Source organism: Viridibacillus sp. d25.2, assembly GCF_055456015.2.
Window position 1 is genome coordinate 4,099,466 of the sequence record NZ_CM196652.1, and the last position, 23,699, is coordinate 4,123,164.

At 38.1% G+C, this 23,699-nt stretch carries 22 protein-coding genes and 1 riboswitch; of the genes, 2 read left to right on the plus strand and 20 right to left on the minus strand.

Annotation, left to right across the window (positions count from 1 at the left end; genetic code table 11):
- Positions 1-119 precede the first annotated feature (119 nt).
- From ACZLO7_RS20080 to ACZLO7_RS20175, 20 genes are all read right to left on the minus strand, one after another.
- Positions 120-752: a TetR/AcrR family transcriptional regulator gene (locus ACZLO7_RS20080; RefSeq protein ID WP_464938004.1), complete on the minus strand. Its 633-nt coding sequence runs from the start codon at positions 750-752 to the stop codon at positions 120-122.
- A gap of 3 nt (positions 753-755) precedes the next feature.
- A complete protein-coding gene (locus tag ACZLO7_RS20085; protein ID WP_464938003.1) occupies positions 756-1,892 on the minus strand; it encodes an acyl-CoA dehydrogenase in 1,137 nt (378 codons plus the stop codon).
- Between the two features lie 35 nt (positions 1,893-1,927).
- Complete coding sequence (locus ACZLO7_RS20090; protein WP_464938002.1) at positions 1,928-3,064, minus strand: acyl-CoA dehydrogenase; 1,137 nt, start codon at positions 3,062-3,064, stop codon at positions 1,928-1,930.
- A gap of 15 nt (positions 3,065-3,079) precedes the next feature.
- Positions 3,080-3,934, minus strand: coding sequence for a 3-hydroxybutyryl-CoA dehydrogenase (locus ACZLO7_RS20095; protein ID WP_464938001.1), 855 nt, complete (start codon positions 3,932-3,934; stop codon positions 3,080-3,082).
- The gene (mmgA, locus tag ACZLO7_RS20100; protein WP_464938000.1) at positions 3,934-5,139 is read right to left on the minus strand and encodes an acetyl-CoA C-acetyltransferase; all 1,206 of its coding nucleotides are present in this window, start codon (positions 5,137-5,139) and stop codon (positions 3,934-3,936) included. The genes ACZLO7_RS20095 and mmgA overlap by 1 nt, the downstream gene beginning before the upstream one ends.
- A 176-nt stretch (positions 5,140-5,315) precedes the next feature.
- Complete coding sequence (locus ACZLO7_RS20105) at positions 5,316-7,472, minus strand: (Fe-S)-binding protein (RefSeq protein WP_464937999.1); 2,157 nt, start codon at positions 7,470-7,472, stop codon at positions 5,316-5,318.
- A 373-nt stretch (positions 7,473-7,845) separates the two neighbouring features.
- The gene (locus tag ACZLO7_RS20110; protein WP_464937998.1) at positions 7,846-8,523 is read right to left on the minus strand and encodes an alpha-ribazole-5-phosphate synthase; all 678 of its coding nucleotides are present in this window, start codon (positions 8,521-8,523) and stop codon (positions 7,846-7,848) included.
- Positions 8,524-8,526: 3 nt separating this feature from the next.
- Entirely contained in the window at positions 8,527-9,006 is a 480-nt protein-coding gene (locus ACZLO7_RS20115; RefSeq protein ID WP_464937997.1) for an ECF transporter S component, read from the minus strand.
- Positions 9,007-9,016: 10 nt separating this feature from the next.
- Positions 9,017-9,613 carry a cob(I)yrinic acid a,c-diamide adenosyltransferase gene (locus ACZLO7_RS20120; RefSeq protein ID WP_464937996.1) on the minus strand — a complete coding sequence of 199 codons (597 nt, stop codon included), beginning with the start codon at positions 9,611-9,613 and terminating at the stop codon, positions 9,017-9,019.
- 21 nt (positions 9,614-9,634) lie between these two features.
- Entirely contained in the window at positions 9,635-10,036 is a 402-nt protein-coding gene (locus tag ACZLO7_RS20125) for a bifunctional adenosylcobinamide kinase/adenosylcobinamide-phosphate guanylyltransferase (RefSeq protein ID WP_464937995.1), read from the minus strand.
- Complete coding sequence (locus tag ACZLO7_RS20130) at positions 9,988-10,587, minus strand: histidine phosphatase family protein (protein ID WP_464937994.1); 600 nt, start codon at positions 10,585-10,587, stop codon at positions 9,988-9,990. Before ACZLO7_RS20130 ends, ACZLO7_RS20125 begins: the two co-directional genes overlap by 49 nt.
- Positions 10,560-11,336 (minus strand): adenosylcobinamide-GDP ribazoletransferase, encoded by a 777-nt coding sequence (gene cobS, locus ACZLO7_RS20135; protein ID WP_464937993.1) that lies wholly within the window; start codon positions 11,334-11,336, stop codon positions 10,560-10,562. The genes ACZLO7_RS20130 and cobS overlap by 28 nt, the downstream gene beginning before the upstream one ends.
- A 27-nt stretch (positions 11,337-11,363) precedes the next feature.
- Positions 11,364-11,936, minus strand: a complete 573-nt coding sequence (locus ACZLO7_RS20140) for a bifunctional adenosylcobinamide kinase/adenosylcobinamide-phosphate guanylyltransferase (protein ID WP_464937992.1) — start codon at positions 11,934-11,936, stop codon at positions 11,364-11,366.
- Entirely contained in the window at positions 11,909-13,003 is a 1,095-nt protein-coding gene (gene cobD / locus ACZLO7_RS20145; RefSeq protein WP_464937991.1) for a threonine-phosphate decarboxylase CobD, read from the minus strand. The genes ACZLO7_RS20140 and cobD overlap by 28 nt, the downstream gene beginning before the upstream one ends.
- Positions 12,990-13,946 carry an adenosylcobinamide-phosphate synthase CbiB gene (gene cbiB, locus ACZLO7_RS20150; RefSeq protein ID WP_464937990.1) on the minus strand — a complete coding sequence of 319 codons (957 nt, stop codon included), beginning with the start codon at positions 13,944-13,946 and terminating at the stop codon, positions 12,990-12,992. The genes cobD and cbiB overlap by 14 nt, the downstream gene beginning before the upstream one ends.
- Position 13,947: 1 nt before the next feature.
- Positions 13,948-15,420 (minus strand): bifunctional ABC transporter ATP-binding protein/adenosylcobinamide amidohydrolase, encoded by a 1,473-nt coding sequence (locus ACZLO7_RS20155; protein ID WP_464937989.1) that lies wholly within the window; start codon positions 15,418-15,420, stop codon positions 13,948-13,950.
- Positions 15,421-15,422: 2 nt separating this feature from the next.
- Positions 15,423-16,418, minus strand: coding sequence for a FecCD family ABC transporter permease (locus ACZLO7_RS20160; RefSeq protein ID WP_464937988.1), 996 nt, complete (start codon positions 16,416-16,418; stop codon positions 15,423-15,425).
- Positions 16,415-17,362: an ABC transporter substrate-binding protein gene (locus ACZLO7_RS20165; protein WP_464937987.1), complete on the minus strand. Its 948-nt coding sequence runs from the start codon at positions 17,360-17,362 to the stop codon at positions 16,415-16,417. The genes ACZLO7_RS20160 and ACZLO7_RS20165 overlap by 4 nt, the downstream gene beginning before the upstream one ends.
- A gap of 129 nt (positions 17,363-17,491) precedes the next feature.
- Positions 17,492-17,680, minus strand: a riboswitch (cobalamin riboswitch).
- Positions 17,681-18,003: 323 nt separating this feature from the next.
- Positions 18,004-19,671 (minus strand): arginine--tRNA ligase, encoded by a 1,668-nt coding sequence (argS, locus tag ACZLO7_RS20170; protein WP_464937986.1) that lies wholly within the window; start codon positions 19,669-19,671, stop codon positions 18,004-18,006.
- The gene (locus ACZLO7_RS20175) at positions 19,671-20,108 is read right to left on the minus strand and encodes a YwiB family protein (RefSeq protein WP_464937985.1); all 438 of its coding nucleotides are present in this window, start codon (positions 20,106-20,108) and stop codon (positions 19,671-19,673) included. Before ACZLO7_RS20175 ends, argS begins: the two co-directional genes overlap by 1 nt.
- A gap of 221 nt (positions 20,109-20,329) precedes the next feature.
- Here ACZLO7_RS20175 and ACZLO7_RS20180 point away from each other — a divergent pair, with 221 nt between their 5' ends.
- Both ACZLO7_RS20180 and ACZLO7_RS20185 read left to right on the plus strand, forming a co-directional pair.
- Complete coding sequence (locus ACZLO7_RS20180; RefSeq protein ID WP_464937984.1) at positions 20,330-21,415, plus strand: GGDEF domain-containing protein; 1,086 nt, start codon at positions 20,330-20,332, stop codon at positions 21,413-21,415.
- 155 nt (positions 21,416-21,570) lie between these two features.
- Positions 21,571-23,625, plus strand: coding sequence for a transglycosylase domain-containing protein (locus ACZLO7_RS20185; protein WP_464937983.1), 2,055 nt, complete (start codon positions 21,571-21,573; stop codon positions 23,623-23,625).
- Positions 23,626-23,699 lie beyond the last annotated feature (74 nt).

Here is a 23,699-nt window from a genome sequence, read left to right on the forward strand (position 1 = left end):
AAGTTGATCATTTCTCTTCCCATTCCCTAGAAATAATTGGATACAAAAATTGTGCAAGGTTATAGAAACCAAAACTATATGAAAAGTTTGAGTTTTCCTTCCTTGCACAAAGCGTAGAATTATTTCTTCCAAATACCATTTAAGAAAAAAGTCGTTTGCATATCAATATAATCATCGATTGTATAATTCCTTCTGAAAGCCCATCGTCTAAATGCCCATGTTTGACCTTGCACTACAATATCATTTGAGATAAGATTGATTTCTTTTTCTGATAGAGACAGTTCCCCAGACTGCACACAACCAGCTAATAGATTTTCAAATAATCCAACCATCTCAAGTTCCTTTGTTAAAACGTAACGCAATGCGTCTTTTGGTAAAGATTTAGACTCTTGGTACATGACTAGAATTTCATCTGACATGGAATCTATAAGCAAAAAATATTGGCGTATGGATGCCTTTAAACCTTCTATTGTGCCCGCTTCCATCGGTAAATTTGCTAACCTTAAACTTACTTCACGATAAATATTGTCACAAACTAGATACAAGACGTCTTCTTTTGTTCGAATATATTCATAAAGCGTCCCTATACTAAAGCCAGCTTCCTTAGCAATTTCTCGAGTCGTCGTACGATGAAAGCCTTTTTGCTTAAACAGTTTAATAGCTCCATGAATCATTTCATTACGACGTTTTTCTATCAGACTTTCATCTTTAACCGACGATTCTACTTGTCTCTTATTTATTCTTTTTACCATATATTATTTCGTTAACATACGAGAAATCACAAGGCGCTGAATCTCTTGTGTTCCTTCGTAAATCTGTGTAATTTTGGCATCACGCATATAACGTTCAACTGGATAATCTTTCGTATAGCCGTAACCACCAAATACTTGCACAGCTTCAGTTGTAACATTCATCGCTGTATCTCCTGCCATCAATTTCGCCATAGCTGATGCTTTACCATATGGAAGGTTGTTGGACTCTAACCAAGCTGCTTGATATGTTAATAATCTTGAAGCTTCAATTGATGTAGCCATATCTGCCAATTTAAAAGATACACCTTGATTTGCTGTGATCGGTTTACCAAATTGAACGCGATCTTTTGCGTATGCAACAGATGCATCTAATGCACCTTGTGCAATACCAACTGCTTGAGCAGCAATACCGTTACGTCCTCCATCCAACGTTTTCATGGCAATTTTAAAACCATCGCCTTCCGCACCTAACAAGTTTGCTTTTGGTACACGACAATTATCGAAAATAATTTCAGTTGTAGGTGATGAGCGAATACCTAGTTTCTTTTCTTTTTTACCAACCGAGAAGCCTTCAAAATCAGATTCCACTATGAATGCACTAGTACCGTTCTTAGCTGTTGGATCTGTAACAGCAAATACGACATAAATTTCAGCAATGCCCCCATTTGTGATGAAGATTTTAGAGCCATTTAAGATGTAATCATCTCCATCTAATTTTGCAGTAGTTTTCATACCACCAGCATCTGAGCCTGAGCTTGGCTCCGTTAAACCGTAACCACCAATTTTAGTACCCTCAGCCATTGGTCGTAAGTATTTTTGTTTTTGTTCTTCATTACCAAATTTATAAATTGGCCAACCTGCTAGAGATGTATGTGCAGAAAGTGTTACTCCAGTCGAAGCACATACCCGTGATAACTCTTCAACTGCAATGCAATATGCTAGGTAGTCCGAACCGATCCCGCCATATTCTTCCGGCCATGGAATACCCGTTAAACCTAACTCTGCCATTTTATCGAAGATTGCACGGTCAAAAGTTTCTGTTTCGTCGCGTTCTGCGGCTGTTGGTGCCACTTCGTTTTCAGCGAAATCACGTACCATTTTACGAATCATTTCATGTTCTTCTGATAATTGAAAGTTCATCTCTATTTCCACCTTTGTATAAGTTTTTTTAATCCCTATTTGTTTAAATGTTTGCTTATGACGAGTCGTTGGATTTCGCTTGTTCCCTCGTAGATTTCCGTTACTTTAGCATCTCGGAAAAAGCGTTCAACTGGATAGTCCATCGTATAGCCGTAACCTCCAAAGACCTGAATTGCCTCCGTCGTTACTTCGACTGCAGTTTTAGAAGCGAACAGTTTCGCCATGGATGCTTCCTTGCCACAAGCTAATCCTCTAGTACGCAAATCTGCTGCACGGTAAACGAGTAGTCTTGTCGCTTCAACGGCTGTTGCCATATCCGCTAATTTAAAGCCAACTCCTTGATTACTAGCGATAGGCTTACCAAATTGATGACGTTGTTGTGCATAGGCAATTGACTCTTCTAAAGCAGCTTCTGCAATCCCTAGAGCCTGTGAAGCTATACCGATGCGACCAACATCTAAGTTCGCCATTGCTATTTTAAAGCCGTCTCCTTCTTCGCCGAGTAGATTATCAGCAGGGACAATCATATTGTCGAAATTTAGTTGCACTGTACGTGAGCCATGTAAACCCATTTTATGTTCGTCTTTGCCAATTACTAAACCTTCAGTTCCTTTTTCGACAAGAAAAGCTGAAATTCCTTTCGAGCCGAGCGATGGATCTGTTGAGGCAAAAACAATATATACATCTGCCTCTCCACCATTTGTAATAAACACTTTTGATCCGTTAATAATGTAATTATTTCCGTCTTTTAATGCTTTAGATTTTAATGAACCTGCATCTGATCCCGCAGATGGTTCTGTTAAACAAAAAGCACCCAAATATTCACCTGATGCGAGCTTAGGTACATACTTTTGTTTTTGCTCTTCATTACCAAAATAGAGTATAAGATTTGTCACGACCGACGTATGGACAGATAAAATCACACCAATCGTCGCACTCACTTTTGATAACTCATTAATAGCTATAATGTAGGAGATAAAATCCATATTCGCGCCACCGTACTGTTCAGGTGTTGTAATGCCCATTAGCCCTAGCTCTCCCATTTTAGCTAGAATGTCGCGTGGAAATTCCCCATTTTCCATGCTCTCTACTTTTGGTGCAATTTCTGTTTGCGCAAAATCTCGTACCATTTTGCGCATCATTAGTTGTTCTTCTGTGAACATCAATTCCATAGCGGAAAACCCCTTTTAAGATTCATAGATGTAAAAGCCACGTCCTGATTTCTTACCTAACCATCCTGCCTTCACGTATTTACGTAATAGTGGGCATGGACGGTACTTGCTGTCTCCAAAGCCATCGTATAAAGTTTCCATAATATAGAGGCAAGTATCTAAACCGATAAAATCTGCTAATGTTAAAGGTCCCATTGGATGATTCATACCCAGTTTCATGACGTCGTCAATAGCTTCCTTTGTCGCTACACCTTCGTAAAGTGTATAGATGGCTTCGTTGATCATCGGCATTAAAATACGGTTTGCAACAAACCCTGGAAAATCATTTACTTCGACTGGCACTTTTTCAAGTTTTTTTGTCATGTCTTCGATTGTTTGATAAACATCATCTGCAGTAGCTAAACCACGAATAATTTCAACAAGCTTCATCACTGGTACAGGATTCATAAAATGCATCCCTATAACTTGCTCTGGACGATTAGTCACAGCAGCTAACTCTGTAATCGGTAATGATGAAGTATTTGAAGCTAAAATGGCATGTGCTGGTGCAATAGCATCCAGTTGTTTGAAGATAGATTGTTTAATATCCATATTCTCAACAGCTGCTTCAATGACTAAATCAACATCATTGGCATCATTAATATCTAGTGATTTTGTTAGACGGGCAAGAACTGCTGCTTTTTCACTTTCCGTCATGCGCCCTTTTTCAACATTACGAGAGAGGTTTTTTGTGATCGTACTTAAACCTCTAGCAAAAAACTCTTCCTTCATATCATTTAGTTTGACATCAAATCCAGCTTGTGCACATACTTGTGCGATACCAGAGCCCATTTGACCTGCTCCAATGACCATTATTTTTTGAATACTCATTACTCGAATCCCCCCGTTTTTGGTACTTCAATCATGATGGCATCTCCTTGGCCTCCGCCTGAACAAATAGCTGCAATACCGATGCCTCCGCCACGACGCTTTAGTTCATAAGCTAGTGTAAGAATAATTCGTGCACCCGATGCCCCAATTGGATGCCCTAATGCTACAGCTCCACCATTCACATTAACTTTCTCTGCATCTAGTTCTGCAATTTGATTACTTGCTAGAGCAACAGCTGCAAATGCTTCATTAATTTCAAATAAATCAATATCTTGTAACGTTTTCCCTGTCTTTTCTAAAATTTTGTTGATGACTAAGCCTGGTGTTTGAGGGAAATGCTGTGGTTCAACGCCAACTTCTGCATGCCCTAAAATATAGGCAAGTGGTGTATGATCCTCTGCTTTAGCACGTTCTTCATTCATAAGAACTAAAGCACATGCGCCATCATTAATACCCGGTGCATTCCCTGCTGTGATTGTACCTTCAGTCGTAAATGCAGCTCTAAGTTTTGCTAAAGAATGTAGTGACGTATCTCTTCTTGGCGCTTCATCCGTATCTATTTCTATAGGCTCTCCTTTGCGCTGAGGAATCGCCACAGACACAATTTCTTCTGCAAATTTGCCAGCATCTATCGAATCTAAAGAGCGTCTATGACTGCGATATGCCCACTCATCTTGCTCTTGTCTTGAGAGTGAAAAGTCTTTTGCCGTGCTATCACCGTATGTCCCCATATGTACATGTTGTGGATCAAATGCACAAGATAATCCATCATATACCAGGCCATCTATCATAGTTGCATCTCCCATGCGTAAGCCAAACCTTCCTTTTGGTAAATAGTAAGGTGCATTTGACATTGACTCCATACCACCTGCTACGATAACTTCCTCGTCCCCTAAACGAATCAGTTGATCGGCTAGTGTCACACTACGTAGTCCTGAAGCACAGACCTTATTAATCGTTTCTGTTTTCACCGACCACGGAATCCCTGCTTTTGAAGCTGCTTGGCGAGACGGTATTTGACCTTGTCCTGCTTGTAATACGTTTCCCATAATAACTTCATCTACTTGTTGTGGTAGGACGTTTGCTCTTTGCAAGGCCGCTTGAATTGCAACTCCACCTAAATCACTTGCAGTAAGAGTACTTAATGCTCCCCCAAATTTCCCAAAAGCTGTGCGCGCACCATCTAAAATCACCGTTTTTGTCAAATCAGACACCCCTTGTCTTTATTATGCATACGCTTACATTATTCTTATTAAAGTAAACGAGAGTTCATATGTTTTATTCGACTGAACGCTCGCTCAACATAATTCTAGAAAAAAAGAGAGCGTCTAGAACTCTCTTTTTCACTTAGTAACTTTGTACATAATTCCAATACAATTAATTATTGGCTAATTGGTTCCTCAACAACTTCTTCTACTGGTGGTTTATATTCGCCACACACCGATTTCTCTAGTAATTCAGCAATATCATACGTCCCAACCTGCTCTTCAACTTCTTTCGCTTTCGTACCATCTGAAAGCATTGTTAAGCAGTACGGACAACCTGATGAAATCATCGTTGGATTAACTGCAAGTGCTTGCTCAGTTCTCGCAACATTCACGCGATTACCAACATGCTCTTCCATCCACATTAAGCCCCCTCCAGCCCCACAACACATACCAGTTTCACGATTACGTTCCATCTCAACTAACTTAACACCTGGAATAGCTTTTAAGATTTCACGTGGTGGATCATAAACATCGTTGTAACGGCCTAAGTAACATGAATCATGGAATGTTATAGTTTCCTCAATTGCGAATTGCGGTTTAAGACGACCTTGTTTTACCAATTCATAAAGTAATTCTGTATGGTGATATACTTCACCCGTCCAACCAAAGTCACTATATTCATTTTTAAAAATATTATATGCATGTGGATCAATCGTTACTAATCTAGTAACACCTATTTTTTCAAATTCACTAATATTAGCTGTTGCTAACTCTTGGAATAAGAATTCATTACCAAGACGACGTGGTGTGTCTCCTGAATTCTTTTCTTTGTTACCTAAAATCGCAAACTTAACTCCAGCTTCGTTCATCAACTTAGCAAAAGATAATGCAATTTTTTGTGAGCGATTATCAAATGATCCCATTGAGCCAACCCAGAATAAGTACTCGAACTCCTCACCGGCTTTTGATACTTCTTTCACCGTTGGAATATGAATATCCGAACGAGCATCGCGCCAGTTTTCTTTTTCTTTACGGTTAATCCCCCATGGATTCCCTTGTCTTTCGATGTTTGTCATTGCGCGTTGTGCATCTGGATTTACACGTCCTTCTGTCATTGTTAAATAACGACGAAGGTCAATAATTTTATCTACGTGCTCATTCATTACTGGACATTGGTCTTCGCAGTTACGGCAAGTTGTACAAGCCCAAATTTCTTCTTCAGTGATAACATCTCCAATTAATGATGGGCTATAAATATCTTCAATTACAGCACCCTCTGCTCCAGCTGCAAGTGCTAACTGATTTCCCTTTGCTTTATTGAACATAAGTGATGGCACCCATGGTTGTTGACGTGTTGCAACAGCACCAGTAAATGTTAAGTGGTCTCTTAATTTTGTAATTAAGTCCATTGGTGACAGCATTTTTCCTGTACCACTTGCTGGACACATATTCGTACAGCGGCCACATTCTACACAAGCATACAAATCAATTAGTTGAAGTTGTGTGAAATCTGTAATTTTACCAACACCGAACGATGGAATTTCTTCTTCTCCATCCTCCCCTTCTTCTTCCATCTCTTCAAAGTTAATAGGCGTTAGCTTACCAACATGATCTAAGCGGTTGAAGTAAACGTTTACTGGACCTGCGATTAAATGCGCGTGTTTTGATTGTGGTACATATACTAAGAAAGTTAAAAGAATTAACAAGTGGATCCACCACATAACAAAGAACACAACAGTTGCAGCTATAGGTGGCAAAAATCCAAAGACTGTAGCAATAGTTGAAGCAATGGGCTCTGACCAAGATGCAGCGTGATCGTGCCAAATCATACCCATACCATTACCTGCTAGAACTGTAACCATCAATCCACCGATAAAAATTAATACTAATCCTGATTTAAAACCACGCTTTAAGCGTACAAGCTTTTCAATATAGCGACGGTAAAACGCCCAAACAACAGCTACTAAGATTACTAAAGACACAATCTCCTGCAAGAATGTGAAATACGGGTATACCGGGCCTAAAGGTAAGTGTGACCCCGGTTTTAATCCTTTCCAGATGAAATCAATTGCGCCTAGTTGAACTAGTATGAAGCCATAGAAAAACATAACGTGGATAGCACCACTTTTTTTATCTTTTAATAGCTTCTTCTGACCAAATACATACACCCAAATTTTGTGTAAACGTGCTTTAACATCATTGTCAAATTCTACTTGTTTCCCCATTTTGACGAATTCATAGCGCGTCTTTAACAAGTAACTGAATAAAAACAAACCATAAGCTACTACTACTAAAAATAGTATCCAGTTTGCAATTAACAATGGATTCATAACATTTCCCCCTCTATGATGCTCGTTTTACGATTGTTACATTTCGCTAAAACACACGCTAAGTGAATTACCATGAAATGTATATGTTGTAACTATTGTAAAATATGAATGAGCATTCAGTCAACAAAATTCGTAGAATTCATAATTTTAAGTTTATATATAATTTCACACAAAACACCATTTGTCTTGTTGTTTATACATAATTCTCAAAGTTTATTAAAAATTCTAGCATATTTTATGATGTTTTACATGCGAATTCAGAATTTTCACCAAAATAACTGATATTAGATAAAATCCACTAGCACTTATTCTATTTAAAGTAAAAAAAGACTAACCAATTACTGTTTAAGTAATAGATTAGTCTTAGATAGATTTATTTAAAAACTATAGGTTCTAACAATGGACCAAAATGTTGTTCCGCCGATTCTACTTGTTCTTCAGGAATACCTAGTAAAATTACCGTCGCTGGACCAGCTGTTTTTCTAACTTCTAATGAACTCGAGAATGCAACATCTCCAAGTAACCTTTTAATTTCAGAAAGAATACCCTTTGATCCGACTGGCCAAATACGCCCTATCAAATTTGTATCGATTGCTTTTTTCACTAATAATAAATTGGCAATATACTTAGGGTACTCCAGTAATTCATGCCCAACTAACGGTTTACCATATGTAAACCATTGAAGCGTATTGGCATCCACTACAGGTCTAACCGGAGCTCCTATCATTGTGATGGCAACTCCAGATTGCAAAGTAGGCATATTTGTTTCTGAACTGCCTTTGATTGGTGGCACAGGTAGACTTAACTCATCAAATAGCCAAGTAATACCTTTCACATAACGCTCCCAGCTCGCTTCACTACTGAAATTATGCATAACTATTGCTTCAGGTTCTGCTCCAGCCGCCCATTGCTCTAGTAAAGTTACTCGAGCGGAATAATAACTTGTTACATCATCCGGCACTTGAACGACATCTCGCTCTTTTTCTCCAATCGCTCCGGAATTATCAGTTGTTACGATAAAACCATTCGATAATTGCATCGCATTTCTCATTTTTTAATGTGCCTCTTTTCTTTGAAAGGCACGAGATAATATGGGCATTACAACTGCTGCAATTACTACATTTAATAGCGTTGTCATTAATAGTACTGGCACTATTGAAAAGAAAAATTCTGGTGAGTTCAACCAGTAAAATGGTAAGGGAGCCAAAATTCCGTTAGCAATAACGACGAAAATCCATTTTGAATACTTTCTTCCCGCATTATGAAGCTTAGCAAAGCCCCATAATATGATGAACATTTCTACAGCAATAAAGATATGCAATGGACCAAGGAATGAGCCACCCGTCATCGCTGAAATTAGATGGCCAATTGCTGCTGCTACACCTGCTGCTACTGGTGGTAAAAAGACTGCACCTAGAAAAGCGGGAGCCGAATCGAGTGCCATAGATCCCATACCGCCAGGCACTTTAATCATTGCTCCAACTGCACATAGAGCTGCAATCATAGCTGTTAAAGTTAAGGTTTTAAGTTTCATAATTAATCATTCATTCCTTTGCCTTTTTTGAACGCCCACCATCTTTAAACACCTTTGCACTACGAACATATTCAGTATCTGGTACATTTAAACGTGCATTTACTACGCGTGCCGCTGCAAATAAATAATCAGATAAACGGTTTAAATAACGCTGTACAACTAATGGTACATCGCCCTCTTCTGATTCTTTTAGTAAAGTAACCATTTGGCGCTCTGCTCGGCGAGTAATTGTACGTGCAATGTGTAAAGTAGCAGCTGCAGGTGAGCCACCTGGTAAAATAAATCTTTCAAGTAATGGCGGTTCATCCATTAATACATCAATACGTTTTTCCATAACTTCTATAGGTCCGTCTGTCATTTTGTAGTGACGCTCCTTCATAACGTTAGCAAGGTCTCCACCACAGTCGAATAATTCGTTTTGCATTGCTTCTAAATCTTCTAATATATCTTTAAAAATCGCAGGGTCTAACTCAGTCATTGCCCTACCGATAAATGAATTTAATTCATCAATTGTGCCATATGTTTCAACACGTTGACTGTCTTTGTCCACTCGTGCTCCGATAATACTAGTCTTCCCCTTGTCACCTGTACGTGTATATAAATTCATCTCTCGTCCTTCTTTCCTTTGTTATTTTATTGTTTCGGCTATACCATACCAAATACGTGTTATTTGTGGGCTAGTTTTAAATAATCCCTGATAAAATCTTCCACAAACGTCACGAATCTTTCGTGTATTAGCATCAATTGGGACAACGCCTCTACCCATTTCTGTAACAATGACAATAAGTTCCTTCTCTGCACCTAACACTTGCAGTCGCTGTAATAATTGCGAAGCTAACGTATCCTCAGCTACACCTAAATGTTCTGCCACTACATTTTCAAGACCTGAGACAACAATTGTAGAAGCTGCTGGCACAGACATTGGTAACTCACTTTCTAGCCAAGCAATATCTTTTTTCCCTTGCTCTTCTAGCCAGTTTCTTACATAGTCCCTTTTACCATTATAGGCTCCACCGATAAAAACGTGCATCGCTGTCCCTCCTCGAACTCTTTTTTCGTTGACCAGTGTAAAAGATATCTCTCATCATGAGGAACTTGCCATTCCCAAAAAGTTTTTTCCTCTGGTGCGAACTGCATTAGCAAAGCTCTAATTGAACCTCCATGCGCGACTATCCTATATAATGACATATCATTTGGCAAAGATTTTATGGCCTCTGTCACGCGAAACATGACTTGCAGTAATGTCTCACCATTTGGTGGTGCCAAATCATATGGATTGTCAATCCAATTGCGATATGCTTGTAAAGCTTTTAACTGGTCATAGTTTTTGCATTCAAAATCACCGAAATGACTTTCACGAAAACCATTATTTTCAATGTAAGTAGCATTTGGAAAATAACAAGCAGCTGTTTCCTTACAACGTTTTAAATCACTTCCGAAAACAGTTGCCGTCAATTCATCGATGACCGGCAGATTTTGATTAGGAATAATCGGCTCATCCGTCCAGCCAAGATACTTTTTTTCGACATTACTTTTAGTTTTAGCGTGACGCATTAACTCAATAGTAATAGCGTAATCCATAAAATGGCCTCCATTCCTTCTATAAAGCCGCCAAGTAAATCACCCGAGCTACCGCGAAAATTGCGCACGGTCCAAATTTTATAAAGACCTGACGCAACGACTACAATCACAAATAATATAAGAGGTAAGATGATATCCTGACTCCACCAAATTATGAGAGGTAACCCAATAAGCATTGATACACATGTCATAACAAGAAATTGTGGTACATATAATTTTTCTTTAAAAAAGTATGCAAGTCCTTTTTCCTTTGAACATTTTGTTTGGATAAAATATAAGGACATTCCCAGCCGTGCTAGAAATGGTACAGCCACAATCCATATTATCGAAAGTCCACCTTTTCCAATCAATTCGGCTAAGAAGAAAATCTTCGTTAGTACTAAAAACAACAAAGACATCGCACCAAAAGCACCAATCCGAGGATCATCTAAAATTTCAAGTCGCTTTTCTGTATCACGATATGAAAAAAAGGCATCCCCCATATCAACCCAACCATCTAAATGCAATCCACCTGTACAAATGATAAATCCAACAACAAGTAGAAATGCTGTTAGTAATGGACTTATATCCGTCCAATTTTGCAAACTATAAAATACAGTAGCAATGACTGCACCCATACAAGCACCTAACCATGGTAAAAATGAGAACATCCCCGTTATCGTCGACTTTGTAAGTGGTAATTCCTTTTGTACAGGCACGATGGTAAAAAATTGAAAGGCAAGTAAAATACTGTGAATAATCGTGCGCAAAAGAATATTCCCCTTTCTAAATTGGCATTATTTCCATTGATGCATTTGTCCATATTCCATTTCAATTGCAATAGTTGCTTCTGCTACAAACCATTGATGAATACGACCAAGCCATTGTTGATAAAGTCTAACTTCGTAACTAGTTGAAATGGGCTCATCTAGTACCTCATTGGAGACGACAACAATCGGTATTTTTTTTTCACGTAATGCTTGAATCGTATTTTGCATCGCTATAAATTTGTGTTCGATACATCCCTCTATTTGAAAACAACTCACACCTGTTTCATAACCATCATAAAATTCGTTCGTTAACCAAGTAGTCACACAATCCCATAATATCGCGTCACCTTCAGTTATTTTAGAGAGAATCTTGGAAAATTCAGTTGGTTGCTCTATTGTCGTCCACTGTTGTCCAGCTCGATCATTTTGGTGTCTGATAATTCTTTGCTTCATTTCATCGTCAAACGGTACACCTGTTGCAACATAAACAAGTCTTTTTTTAGGCGTAGTTGACGCTAAATTTCTCAGGAGTTTTTCTGCATATGCACTTTTCCCACTACGTACCCCACCAGTTATAAAGACGAGTTCGCTTGAAACCAATGCATCATCTCCTCCTCTAATCGATCCATCGCCTTCGGTTCCTTCATACCTACTCGGAACCATGTACCTTCCATTCCGATGAAATTCTCTGTATGTCGCAGTACTATGCCCTTCTTAAGCATATAGGTAAAGAAATTTTGTGACTGGGCAATAACGGGTAATTGAAAGCTCACATAATTTGTGACACTGTTCGTAACAACACAATGATTTCTTCGTAAAAAGGCTTGGAAACGCGTACGCATTTGTTCAGCATAGTCACAAGCCTGTTGACGGAAAGCATCTTCTTCCATACTTAAACATCGTGCTCCTATTTCTGCTGCTATACCATTAATATGCCAATGAGGTGCAAGTTTCCGTATTGCACTCACTATCTCAGGTGCGGCTACCATATAGCCAAGGCGGATACCTGCAATTGCGTACATTTTCGTCATTGAACGGACAATGATTAACTGCGGATTTTCCTTTACTGATTGTATAAAAGATGCACTCTCATCAACAAAATCTATAAAGGCTTCGTCTAAAACAATGCTACAATTAGACTCTCTTGCAAATGCAATTAACTGATGTAGCTCTTCTTTGGAAGGTAATGCACCAGTTGGATTATTAGGGGTACATAGATATAGTACTTCTGCATTTTGCATTGTTTGTTGAAGTTCGTCTATTGGTAACTTCCAATTAACGAGATCTTCACAAATTACACGCTGTATTTCTACACCATTTTCTTTTAATGTCGCTTCATACTCTGAAAAAGTCGGATGTAAAATAATAGCATTATTTCCCCGGAAATATGTCGCAAGTAATGAGAATATTTCTGCCGCACCATTTCCTAAAACGATGTTTTCTGTAGAAATGTCATGATATTTAGCGACAGCAGATAGAAATGGCTCACCTTCAGGATCTGGGTAGCGTTGTAATAATTGCAAGTAATCGATCCATTCATTTTTGATGAAATCCGGCACACCAGCTGGATTTACATTTTCACTAAAGTCTAATATATCAGCGGGAAGTTGAATACCCAGTTGTTTATATAAACGATAAGGATTAGCCCCATGGTTAGGTAATAACAACGAAAACCCCTCCTAAAATGACCATCAATAGCCAAAATAATATAGTTACAACTTGCATCTGTTTAATCGAACGTATAATATGCTGTGGTCCAAGTTCCATATGGTCCTCACCCATTTTCGCACGATTCGATATAACCCCTTTATAGCTATTCACACCACCAAGCTGAATACCTAATTGATAGGCTGTAGCCGCCTCGAGCCAGCCACTATTTGGACTTGGGTGTTTCTTCGCATCACTTAGCCACCCTTTCATGCGGTACGTAAATGGTTTTCCACTCTCATTTTTCGTTCCTAGTAAAAGCAGTAAACCTGTGATTCTGCTTGGCACATAATTTAATACGTCATCCGTATGTGCAGCGATATATCCGAAATCGGCGAAGCGCTTATTTTTGTAAGCGACCATTGAATCAAGCGTATTAACCGCTTTATACATCCATAGACCAGCTCCACCAAATAAAAACGCCCAAAAGAGAGGTGCTGTTACACCATCACTCGTATTTTCAGATACTGTTTCTACTACACCTCTCGTTACTTCCGGTACGGATAAATGCTCCGTATCACGCCCTACAATCCAAGACAATTTCACACGTGCTTCCTGTAAGTCACCTGATACGAGAGGATTGTATACTTCAAGTGCTGCTTGTTTTAGACTTTTCCCCGCTAAACCTACAGCTATTAATATTGATTCTACAAAAATACCTAGAATAGTGTTGATAGAATAAGCGATATAAATTATCGTGAATGTAACTGCTGTTGTTAAACCAACAACGATTAAGACAAGAAAAAAACCTTTTAATTTACGATGTTTACCATTATTCAAACATTCTGTTAGTTTAGCAATCAAATTGCCAATCCATCGAACAGGATGTGGCATTTTGGGAGGGTCACCTATTAACCAATCTAAGGCAATTCCAATCGTACAAGCAATAATATGTGCTAACATTTTATAACCATCCCTTGGCACGTTTGTATTCTTGTAATGCTGTAACTGTCGTTTCATAAACACCATGACCAATCAGCTTGCCAATATCTGTGATGGGGCCAGCGTATTCCATGAACGTACCATTTTGTGTTGCGGCAATTAATAGGCTATCAGTTGATGTGCCTGTTGCAATCGTATGTGATATTGGATCCATGATATCCTCTTGCTGCATTGCTTTTACCTTTGCTTCAGTAGCTGTTATCATTGCTTGCATAAAGGACTCTTCCGTTAATTTCCCGTTAATGATGACCCAAGTATTGATCGTTCCTATATACGGTTTACTTGCTCTTTCATGCGCCTTTGAAACATCCACTGCATTTCCAACACCAGCTGTCACAGCAACAATAATACTTCCAATAGAGCTTGAGAACTTACGAATAACTACATACTTAGCTGCAACTGCCGTCATCATGGCCACTGTATTAGAAGGCATAAAATTATGTTGTTCTAGATAATTTTTTAACTCCTCATGGGCATCTGCACACATATAACTCAAATCGACTGTACGATTGACAAAAGATTGGAACCAACCAAAGCCTGCATTATGAACAGCTGAGGATACGGTCTTTAAAGGAAATTCCGTACGAAGTTCAACAAATTCATCTCTTACTTTGAATTGTTCTTTAGTCACTACATATGATTCACGTTCATCAATACTGGTTGGCATTAGTGTAACTTGTGGCTTTGGCAATTCTGGATGCGGATAGCTTGAAACGCGTGTATTATATACTTCTAAAATTTGTTGTTCTTTCAACACTTCATGTGGTTCACCAATAGCCTTTACATGCCCATTCTCCATTAACAACAGCTGATCACAATATAGTGAAGCTAAATTCATATCATGAAAAACAGAGATAACTGTTAAGCCATTTTGTACTGCTTCAAGACGAATCATATCTAGTAGTTGGCGTTGATGTGCAATATCTAAATGATTCGTTGGTTCATCTAAAAGTAAGATACCGGCTTGCTGAGCTAGTGCTTGGGCTACAAATGTACGTTGTTGCTCCCCACCTGATAAAAACTCGAGATTTGTATGTTCATAGTAATCCACACCGGTTTGCTTCATAGCTTTTTTTACTGCGTTTTCATCTTGTTCTGACCATGTTGAAAACCAACTATTTTGATGTGGATAGCGACCTAAAGCTATCGTCTCACGTACTGTATGTGAAAAGGAATGGGCATGAAGCTGAGGTAATACAGCCATTTTGCGCGCAAATTCCTTCGGTGAGAAGTTTTTAATGTTTTGTTCCTCGATAAGTACTTGACCAGTTGTTGAAGGCAAGATACCACTAATCACTTTTAATAACGTGGATTTACCACTACCATTCGGTCCTAATACACCAAGAATTTCACCCTTCTTCACGGTAAACGAAACGTCTTGTACTATTGGCCTGGTAGCATCATAGCCTCCAGTAACATGTTCTACAGTAAGCATAATTACGCACCTTTCGTTCTTCTTTGTCGGAAAAAGATATATGAAAATACTGGCGCTCCAATAAATGCGGTAATAACACCAATTGGCAACTCTGTTGGTGCAATAATCGTTCGAGCAAATAAATCACAAACAATTAGTAAGGATGCTCCATTTAAAAACGATAACGGTAACAAATGACGGTGATCTGCACCAAATAAAAGACGTGTCATATGTGGTACAACAAGTCCTACAAAACCAATTGTGCCAGACACCGCTACTGCAGCACCTGTTAACATAGATCCACCAATTAGTATGAGCATTTTACTTTTCTTCACATCAACACCAAGATACTTCGCACGTTCTTCTCCAAATAACATAGCATTTAATTCACGCCGGTTTAGCCATAATAAAAATGATCCGATGAGTACAAATGGCCACACCATTTTGACATATGGCCATCCACGCATTGAAACGCTACCCATAAGCCACCCAATGATTTGGCGTAACTCGTCTCCTGTTAATGCGATTAATAAGGAAATAACCGAACCCAAAAATGAACTAACAATTATACCTGTTAAAATCAATGTTTCCATCTTCAACGTACGATCGACTAAACGTGCAAAAGCCATTACACCCATCATCGCCAATAAGGCCCCTAGCATGCTGAAGGCTGGTAATGTATATATACCTAAAATAGGGGTCGAAATGCCGAAAAAGAGCGTCACCACAGCACCTACTGAGGCACCGGATGACACTCCTAACGTATACGGATCGGCGAGAGGATTCTTCAGCAATCCTTGGAAAGCAGCACCCGCAATTGCCAGTGAGGCTCCTACTAAACCTGCAAGCACAACACGCGGCATGCGTATTTTCCATAATATATTCGTCGCTGTTGGATCCGCTGCCGTATTCCATAACGTACTAATTGGTACTTTAACAGAACCAATTGATACACCTAGCCAAATGCTAACAATTAAAATCACAAAGGCTATGGTGTATCCTATAATGGTTTTCTTCACTCAAAAGCCTCTGGATATACTGCTTTTGCAATGCCCTCTAAGCCTTCAGCAAGACGAGGACCAGTTCGGCTTGTTAAGTTCACATCAACTTGAACAACTGCATCATTTTTTACAGCTGTAATACTATCGAAGCCTTGACGTTTTTTCACCTTTTCAACAATACCTTTTACATAGTTATAATTCACAATAATTGTATCTGGATTACGTTTTACAATTTCTTCAGGACTAATTTTTGGCCAACCTGTTAGATCTGCTGTAACGTTTTTAATATTAGCTAAGTCAAACATTTCTTGCATAAATGTATCTTTACCAACAGTGTAAATATCAGGTTCATCTTGTATTTCGACAAATGCTGTTTTTTGTTTTACGTCTTTTACTTTTGCTTGTACTTCTTTTACTTTTGCTTTCATATCATCAGTAATCTTCTTAGCCTCATCCGCTTTACCAGTAATGTGGCCTATTTGTTCAATTGTTTTATACGTTTCTTCAAAATTCACAGCGTTTTTTACAACAAAAACTTTCAATCCAGCATCACGTAATTGTTGGAGATCTGCTTCTGAAAGTGTTTCGTGTGCGAAAACAACGTCTGGATTTAAGCTAATAATTTTCTCAGCATCAAATTTCACACCGCCAATTTTTTCTTTTTTCGTTGCAGCTTCTGGGTAATCATCATTATCAGATACAGCTGTAATTTCCTTATCTAAACCTAATGCGAAAAGAATTTCTGTATTACTTGGTACCAAAGTAATAATGCTCTTTGGTGCTTCTGTAAATTTCACATCATTACCAAGTGCATCTGTCTCTGTTAATGGGTACCCTGCTACCTGTTGCTCTGTCGCTGACTCACTATTTTCCTTTTTCTTCGTATCTTCCGTTTGGCCACAGCCTACTAATACGCCTAGTGCTAAAAAGAACACTAAACAAAATTGCCATATTTTCTTCATTTGCATTTCCTCCTTGTTCATAAAAAAAATCTCTCGTTTTACGACGAGAGATACGATGACAGTGAATATATACATAGCAGTACTCATACTGCACTTTTACTGACACCATTTCTATCCGCGTAGTTCTAATTGGTAGTCTCCATGTTGGTAGGTCTCCTGGCTCGTGATTACAGCTTACCGCGCCTTCCCAAAGCCTATGCTTCAGTGGCAAATTACGACTTGCTCACACTTACAGTGGCGGGACCGCGTCGGATTTCCACCGACTTCCCTTTTCTCTTCACATAATCTAAGTAAAGAACCAACATGTATCACAATATACAATTTTTTTTATTACATCGTGTTCAATTATACAGAAAATTAAATACTTGTCCAAGTTGTTTCAAATAGGATTGGTGGAATTAGGAGAACTCCCTACTTGAAGTTGACTATTATTTTTGTTTTTTATTATTTATTTTAAAAGTAAAAGTGAATTGAATGATTTCAGCTATTTTATCCTTAATTTGAGCAATTTCATTTTTGCCTTAATCCTTTATTTAAATAAAAAGACTATTCCTCACAGAAATAGTAAGGAATAGTCTAATTTGAAAGCGTCAATTAACCCCCTACAGCATTTGCTGCATAAGAAGATAAATGGGCTTCAATTACATTTTTTCAGGTGCCGATACGCCAATTAGTTTTAGTGCATTTGCGATTGTTGTACGTACTGCTGTGATTAGAGCTAAACGAGCTTCTGAGCGCTCTTTGTTGTCAGCATCTAATACTTTTTCAGCATTGTAGAAGCTGTGGAAAGTTGCAGCTAGTTCTTGAATGTAGTTAGTAATACGGTGTGGTGTACGATTCTTTGCAGCATCCGCAACAACTTGTGGGAAGTCCCCTACTTTTTTCAAGACATCAATTTCTTTTTCTGCATTTAGAAGATTTAAATGTTCCTCAGAAGCAGCTAAGCCCTGTTCTTTCGCTTGGCGTAAAATTGAAGAAATACGAGCATGTGCATATTGTGCATAGTATACAGGGTTTTCGTTTGATTGCTTAACAGCTAAGTCAAGGTCAAAGTCCATATGAGAATCACCCGCACGCATTGCAAAGTTGTAACGTACCGCGTCTAAACCTACTTCTTCAACAAGTTCACGTAAAGTAACCGCGTTACCTGTACGCTTACTCATTTTCACTTTTTCGCCGTCTTTCATTAAGTTCACCATTTGGATGATTTCAACTTCTAAAGTATCTCGACCATACCCAAGTGCTTCAATTGCAGCTTTCATACGTGGGATATAACCATGGTGGTCAGCTCCCCAAATGTTGATTAGCTTCGTGAAACCACGTTGAATTTTATCTTCATGGTACGAAATATCAGGTGTTAAATATGTGTATGAACCATCATTCTTTATAAGTACTCGATCTTTGTCATCGCCAAATGTAGTAGAACGGAACCAAGTAGCGCCTTCTTCTTCAAATACATGGCCATTTGCACGTAATTTTTCTAGAGCAGTTTCAACTTTACCTGATTTATAAAGTGATGTCTCAGAATACCAAACGTCAAAGTCTACACGGAAGTTTGCTAAATCATTTTGTAATTTGCCAAGTTCTAATTTTAAGCCATGTTCACGGAAAAATTCAAAGCGGTCTTCATCTGATTTACTTAGGATAGAATCACCAAACTCAGCAGCTAGTTTACCTGCGATATCAATAATATCTTGTCCATGATAACCGTCTTCAGGCATAGTAGCTTCTAAGCCTAAAGCTTGTTTGTAGCGTGCTTCTAAAGATGCTGCTAAGTTATTGATTTGATTACCTGCATCATTGATGTAGTATTCACGTGAGATATCATATCCTGCAAAATCTAAAACGTTACATAGTGAATCTCCCACAGATGCTCCTCGGGCATGCCCTAAATGAAGGTCACCAGTTGGGTTAGCTGATACAAATTCCACTTGTACTTTTTCGTTGGCACCAGCTTGTGAACGTCCATATTCTGTACCTTGTGCTAAAACAGTTGTGATAACTTCTGCTAAATAGTCTTTACGTAGCACAATATTCATAAAGCCCGGACCTGCGATGTCGATTTTCTCGATAGCAGTACCTGTTGTATCAAGGTTTTCAATAATAGCTTCAGCGATCGCACGAGGTGGCTTTTTCGCTAATTTTGTAAGTTGCATAGCAATATTAGTTGCATAATCGCCATTTGCCTTATCCTTTGGTGTTTCTAAGTGTACGTTCAATGTTGATGTATCTTCTAAAAGACCTGCTTTAGTTACTGCTGCAAGAAGCGCTTCTTTAATCGCATGTTGCACTTGTTCTACTGCGTTCATTATTTTCCCTCCGAGTAATTAATTTCTAAAGTATAATCGCCTACTGATTGTCCACCAACGATTAGATCATAGTTTAAATAGAATCGTCCGCTCATTTTACTTTCATGCGGTTCGAATTGCATATCCTTCGTATACGTCACGATTGGTAATGCACCGTATTCACTATCATAATGACCGTTTTGTTCATGATTAAGTAAAAATGGCATACGCATTTTCACATCACCATTTCGTAGAATAACGGCCTCATTATTACCGAATTTTAAAGTTGAACGAATATGTTTATTTTCTTGAACTTCTTCATATTGTAGATACGTTTGGTCCCTTTTTTGTACTATCGTACCTTCTGACCAAAGCTCATAACTTTCAGCTTCTGCTTCAGATTGTCGAATTGTCGTTTTTAACTTTAATTTTACGGGTGCTTTAAGTTCACTAGTCATACTTATGGGCCTCCGTTTCATTCTTTATATAACCTTCTTATTATAGGTTAGATTCGCTTGTTTTTTCAAGGTGCAAGTAAATTTTGGACGAACAGTAGTATCTTTAATACTTAACGATACAACTAACTTTTGTCGTTTTATAGGGAAAATGCAATTATTTTCATTTTTCTTGCAACATTGAATGTTATAATGGAGGGATAAAATGGTAGGTGAGAATCTAAATGCTACTCGAATTAGTCATTAATTTTTCGATATTATTTACTTTTGTTATCTTTTCATATTGGTTATACGAGTCATTGCAACCTTATCAAGCTAGTTTCTCTGAGCTACAACCTTGGATTGTCGGGCTTGTATCTGGACTTACCGGTTTACTTTTGATGGGTACAGCTGTACATTACCAAAATAATATTATTAGTGATGGTCGTTTTATTAGTATCTTACTCAGCGGATTAATAGGAGGGCCTATTGCTATTGCCATCTCCACTCTCATCATTGGGATTTTCCGAATTTATGTGTTTGGTCTGTCAGAGACGTCTATTTTTTCAGGATTAAATATATTAACAATTGGTTGTGTTATCGCATTAACTTCAATAAAAAAACCAATTACTTTAAGCAATGTCTATTTCTATTTTACTTATATCGTAGTCCAAGTTTGCATTATCTTCTATATTCTTTCAGATACTTGGGCACATGGCTTACAAAATGTAATTGAAACCGCACTGTTTTATTTCATCTCATTTTACATAACCTTACTTGTGTTGAAATCAATTCGAAATCAATTTGATCGTATGCGTGAAACTGAAAAAATGGCAGAAACCGATTATTTAACTGGGCTACCAAATAACCGGCGTTTCCAGCAAGTAATAGATGATCTACTCTCTACTAATGATCCTTTTTCATTAATATTAATTGATATTGACTCTTTTAAAAAAGTTAATAAAACGTATGGTCATCCTGTTGGCGATGAAATCTTACAACAAATTGGTACTCAATTAAAAAATTTCGTAAAACCGATTGATGCAGAGGCAGCTAGGGTGAGTGGTGAGGAATTTTATATAGTTTGCAAAGACGCTCCTCCTGCCTATGGCATACATTATGCAAATTTAATTCAATCACAAATCGCTAAAACACCACTCGTTGTGTCTACTGGTCATGTGATATCGATTACAGTATCCGTCGGTATTTGTTCTTATCCCGATAATGGTAAAACATCGAAAGATCTCGCTTTTTCAGCAGATAAAGCAATTATGCAAGCAATAGCAAGAGGTACGAATCAAATTGTTCATGTTAATCAATTGAATAGTTAATGTTTTTTAAACGCTATGAAAATATTCCACTTTCTTAGCGTTTTTTGTTGCCACCAAATAATTACCATATTCATCCTTTTTAATTTTTTTCGTCCGTTTATTTTACATAAAATCATCACATACTATCGCTAAATTGGTGGAACGGAGCTGTTCATATGAAACGAGCAGACTATAGGCGAAAAAGAAGGGTGAATAAACGCTGGAAACGTACTCTTATGTGGAGTGTCGTGGGCATTTCAGCTGTTTTAACAGTTTTGCTGTCACTCAGAATATATGCACAAATTGCTGGTGCGCCTTCTCTCGCTGTTCCGAAGGCAACCGTTTTTTTAGATGCGGATGGGCACCGAGCTGGCGATAAATTCTCACAAGAACGTCGTTATTGGGTAAACTTAGATGAAATTTCTCCTTTTGTTTCAAAAGCACTTATTGCAACAGAAGACAAAAATTTTTATTCGCATAACGGTTTTGATTTTACCCGTATTGCAGGCGCATTATTAAAAGATGTTAAGGCAATGCGCAAAGTTGAAGGAGCAAGTACCATTACGCAGCAATACGCTCGTAATTTATACTTATCACATGAGAAAACATGGTTAAGGAAAGCTAATGAAGCACTCTATTCATACCGACTTGAGGTCTTTTATGATAAGGATAAGATTTTAGAAGGCTATTTAAATACAGTATATTACGGGCATGGTATGTACGGTATCGAAGCTGCAAGTAGATTTTACTTCGGAAAATCAGCGAAAGATTTAACACTATCTGAAGCGGCTTTGTTGGTCGGAATTCCAAAAGGACCAGGCATTTATTCCCCTGTAGTAGATAAAGGAAAATCAATAGATCGTCAACAATTGATCTTAAGTTTAATGACGAACCAAAATGTCATCTCAGAAGAACAATCAGAGCGAGCGAAGAATGAGCCCCTTGATTTTAAATTTGAGGAATGGGAAAATTCGAAGTCGCTTGCACCATACTTTTTAGATACAGCTTGGCAGGAAGCAAAAGATATATTAACGGAGAAAGGTCGTCGCTTTGAAGAAGGTGGTTGGGTAATCAAAACAACATTGAATACTTCCCATCAAAAAGCTGCTGAGGAAGCTGTTGAAAAAGCTTTACCGAACGATGAACTAGAAGTTGGCTTTGTTAGTATGGATCCATCAACTGGTTATGTTACTGCATTGGTTGGAGGGCGACATTATTTAGCAAGTACATTCAATCGGGTAACGCAAGCAAAAAGGCAACCAGGATCCGCTATTAAGCCATTTTTGTACAGTGCAGCATTAGAAAAAGGCTACACTCCATTAACGTTTATGGATACTAGCCCTACTATTTTCACTTATGATGATGGACGTTCAAAATACGAACCTAAAAATGTAAACGGTGAATTTGCTAATCATCCAATGTCATTGGCACAAGCAATTGCCATTTCGGATAATATTTACGCAGTTAAGACATTTGAAACAATCGGCTATAAAGCATTTGGTAATGTTCTGGATCGATTTAATATCCAAAGTAAATTACAAAATTCACCGGCAGTAGCTCTTGGTACTTCTGAAGTAAGCTTAATGAATTTGACTTCTGCTTATAACACTTTAGCTGCAAAGGGCGTACAAAAGAAACCGACAACAATTATTTCGATTACAGATGCACATGGTAAAGTTATTTATAAAGCGGAAAAGAAACAGAAAAAGAAACAAATAATTAATTCGGATGATGCGTTTTTAATCACTCAATTGATGACAGGCATGTTCGATCCCGTCTTTAATGATTACGCACCTGCAACTGGTATATCAATTCGTAACAAACAAACAAGACCTTATGCAGCAAAATCCGGTACAACTTTAACCGATCAAATGATGGTTGGTTTTACCCCTTCTTTAACTGCCGGTGTATGGAACGGTTATGATAAAGGAAAACAGATGACAAGCCCAGAAGATTCACGAGCTACAAAGCAAATTTGGATTGACTTTATGGAAAAAGCACATGAAGGATTACCAAGTGAGCCATTTATAGCACCCGATAATATTGAAGGTGTAATTGTCGATGTAAAAACAGGAGGTCTCGCAACATCAAGTTGTGATAGACAACGACTTGTTTATATGAAGAAGAAGGATATTCCGAAAAAATTATGTACTGACCCAAGTATTGTCAGTGATTTAACGAAAAAAGATGAAACGTCTTGGCACCTGTTCCCATTTTCACTATTTGAATAAATAATAAAAAGCTTCATCTTCTAAGGAGTCCGTTATCCTTAGTAAGATGAAGCTTTTTGGTTCTCGAAAATATG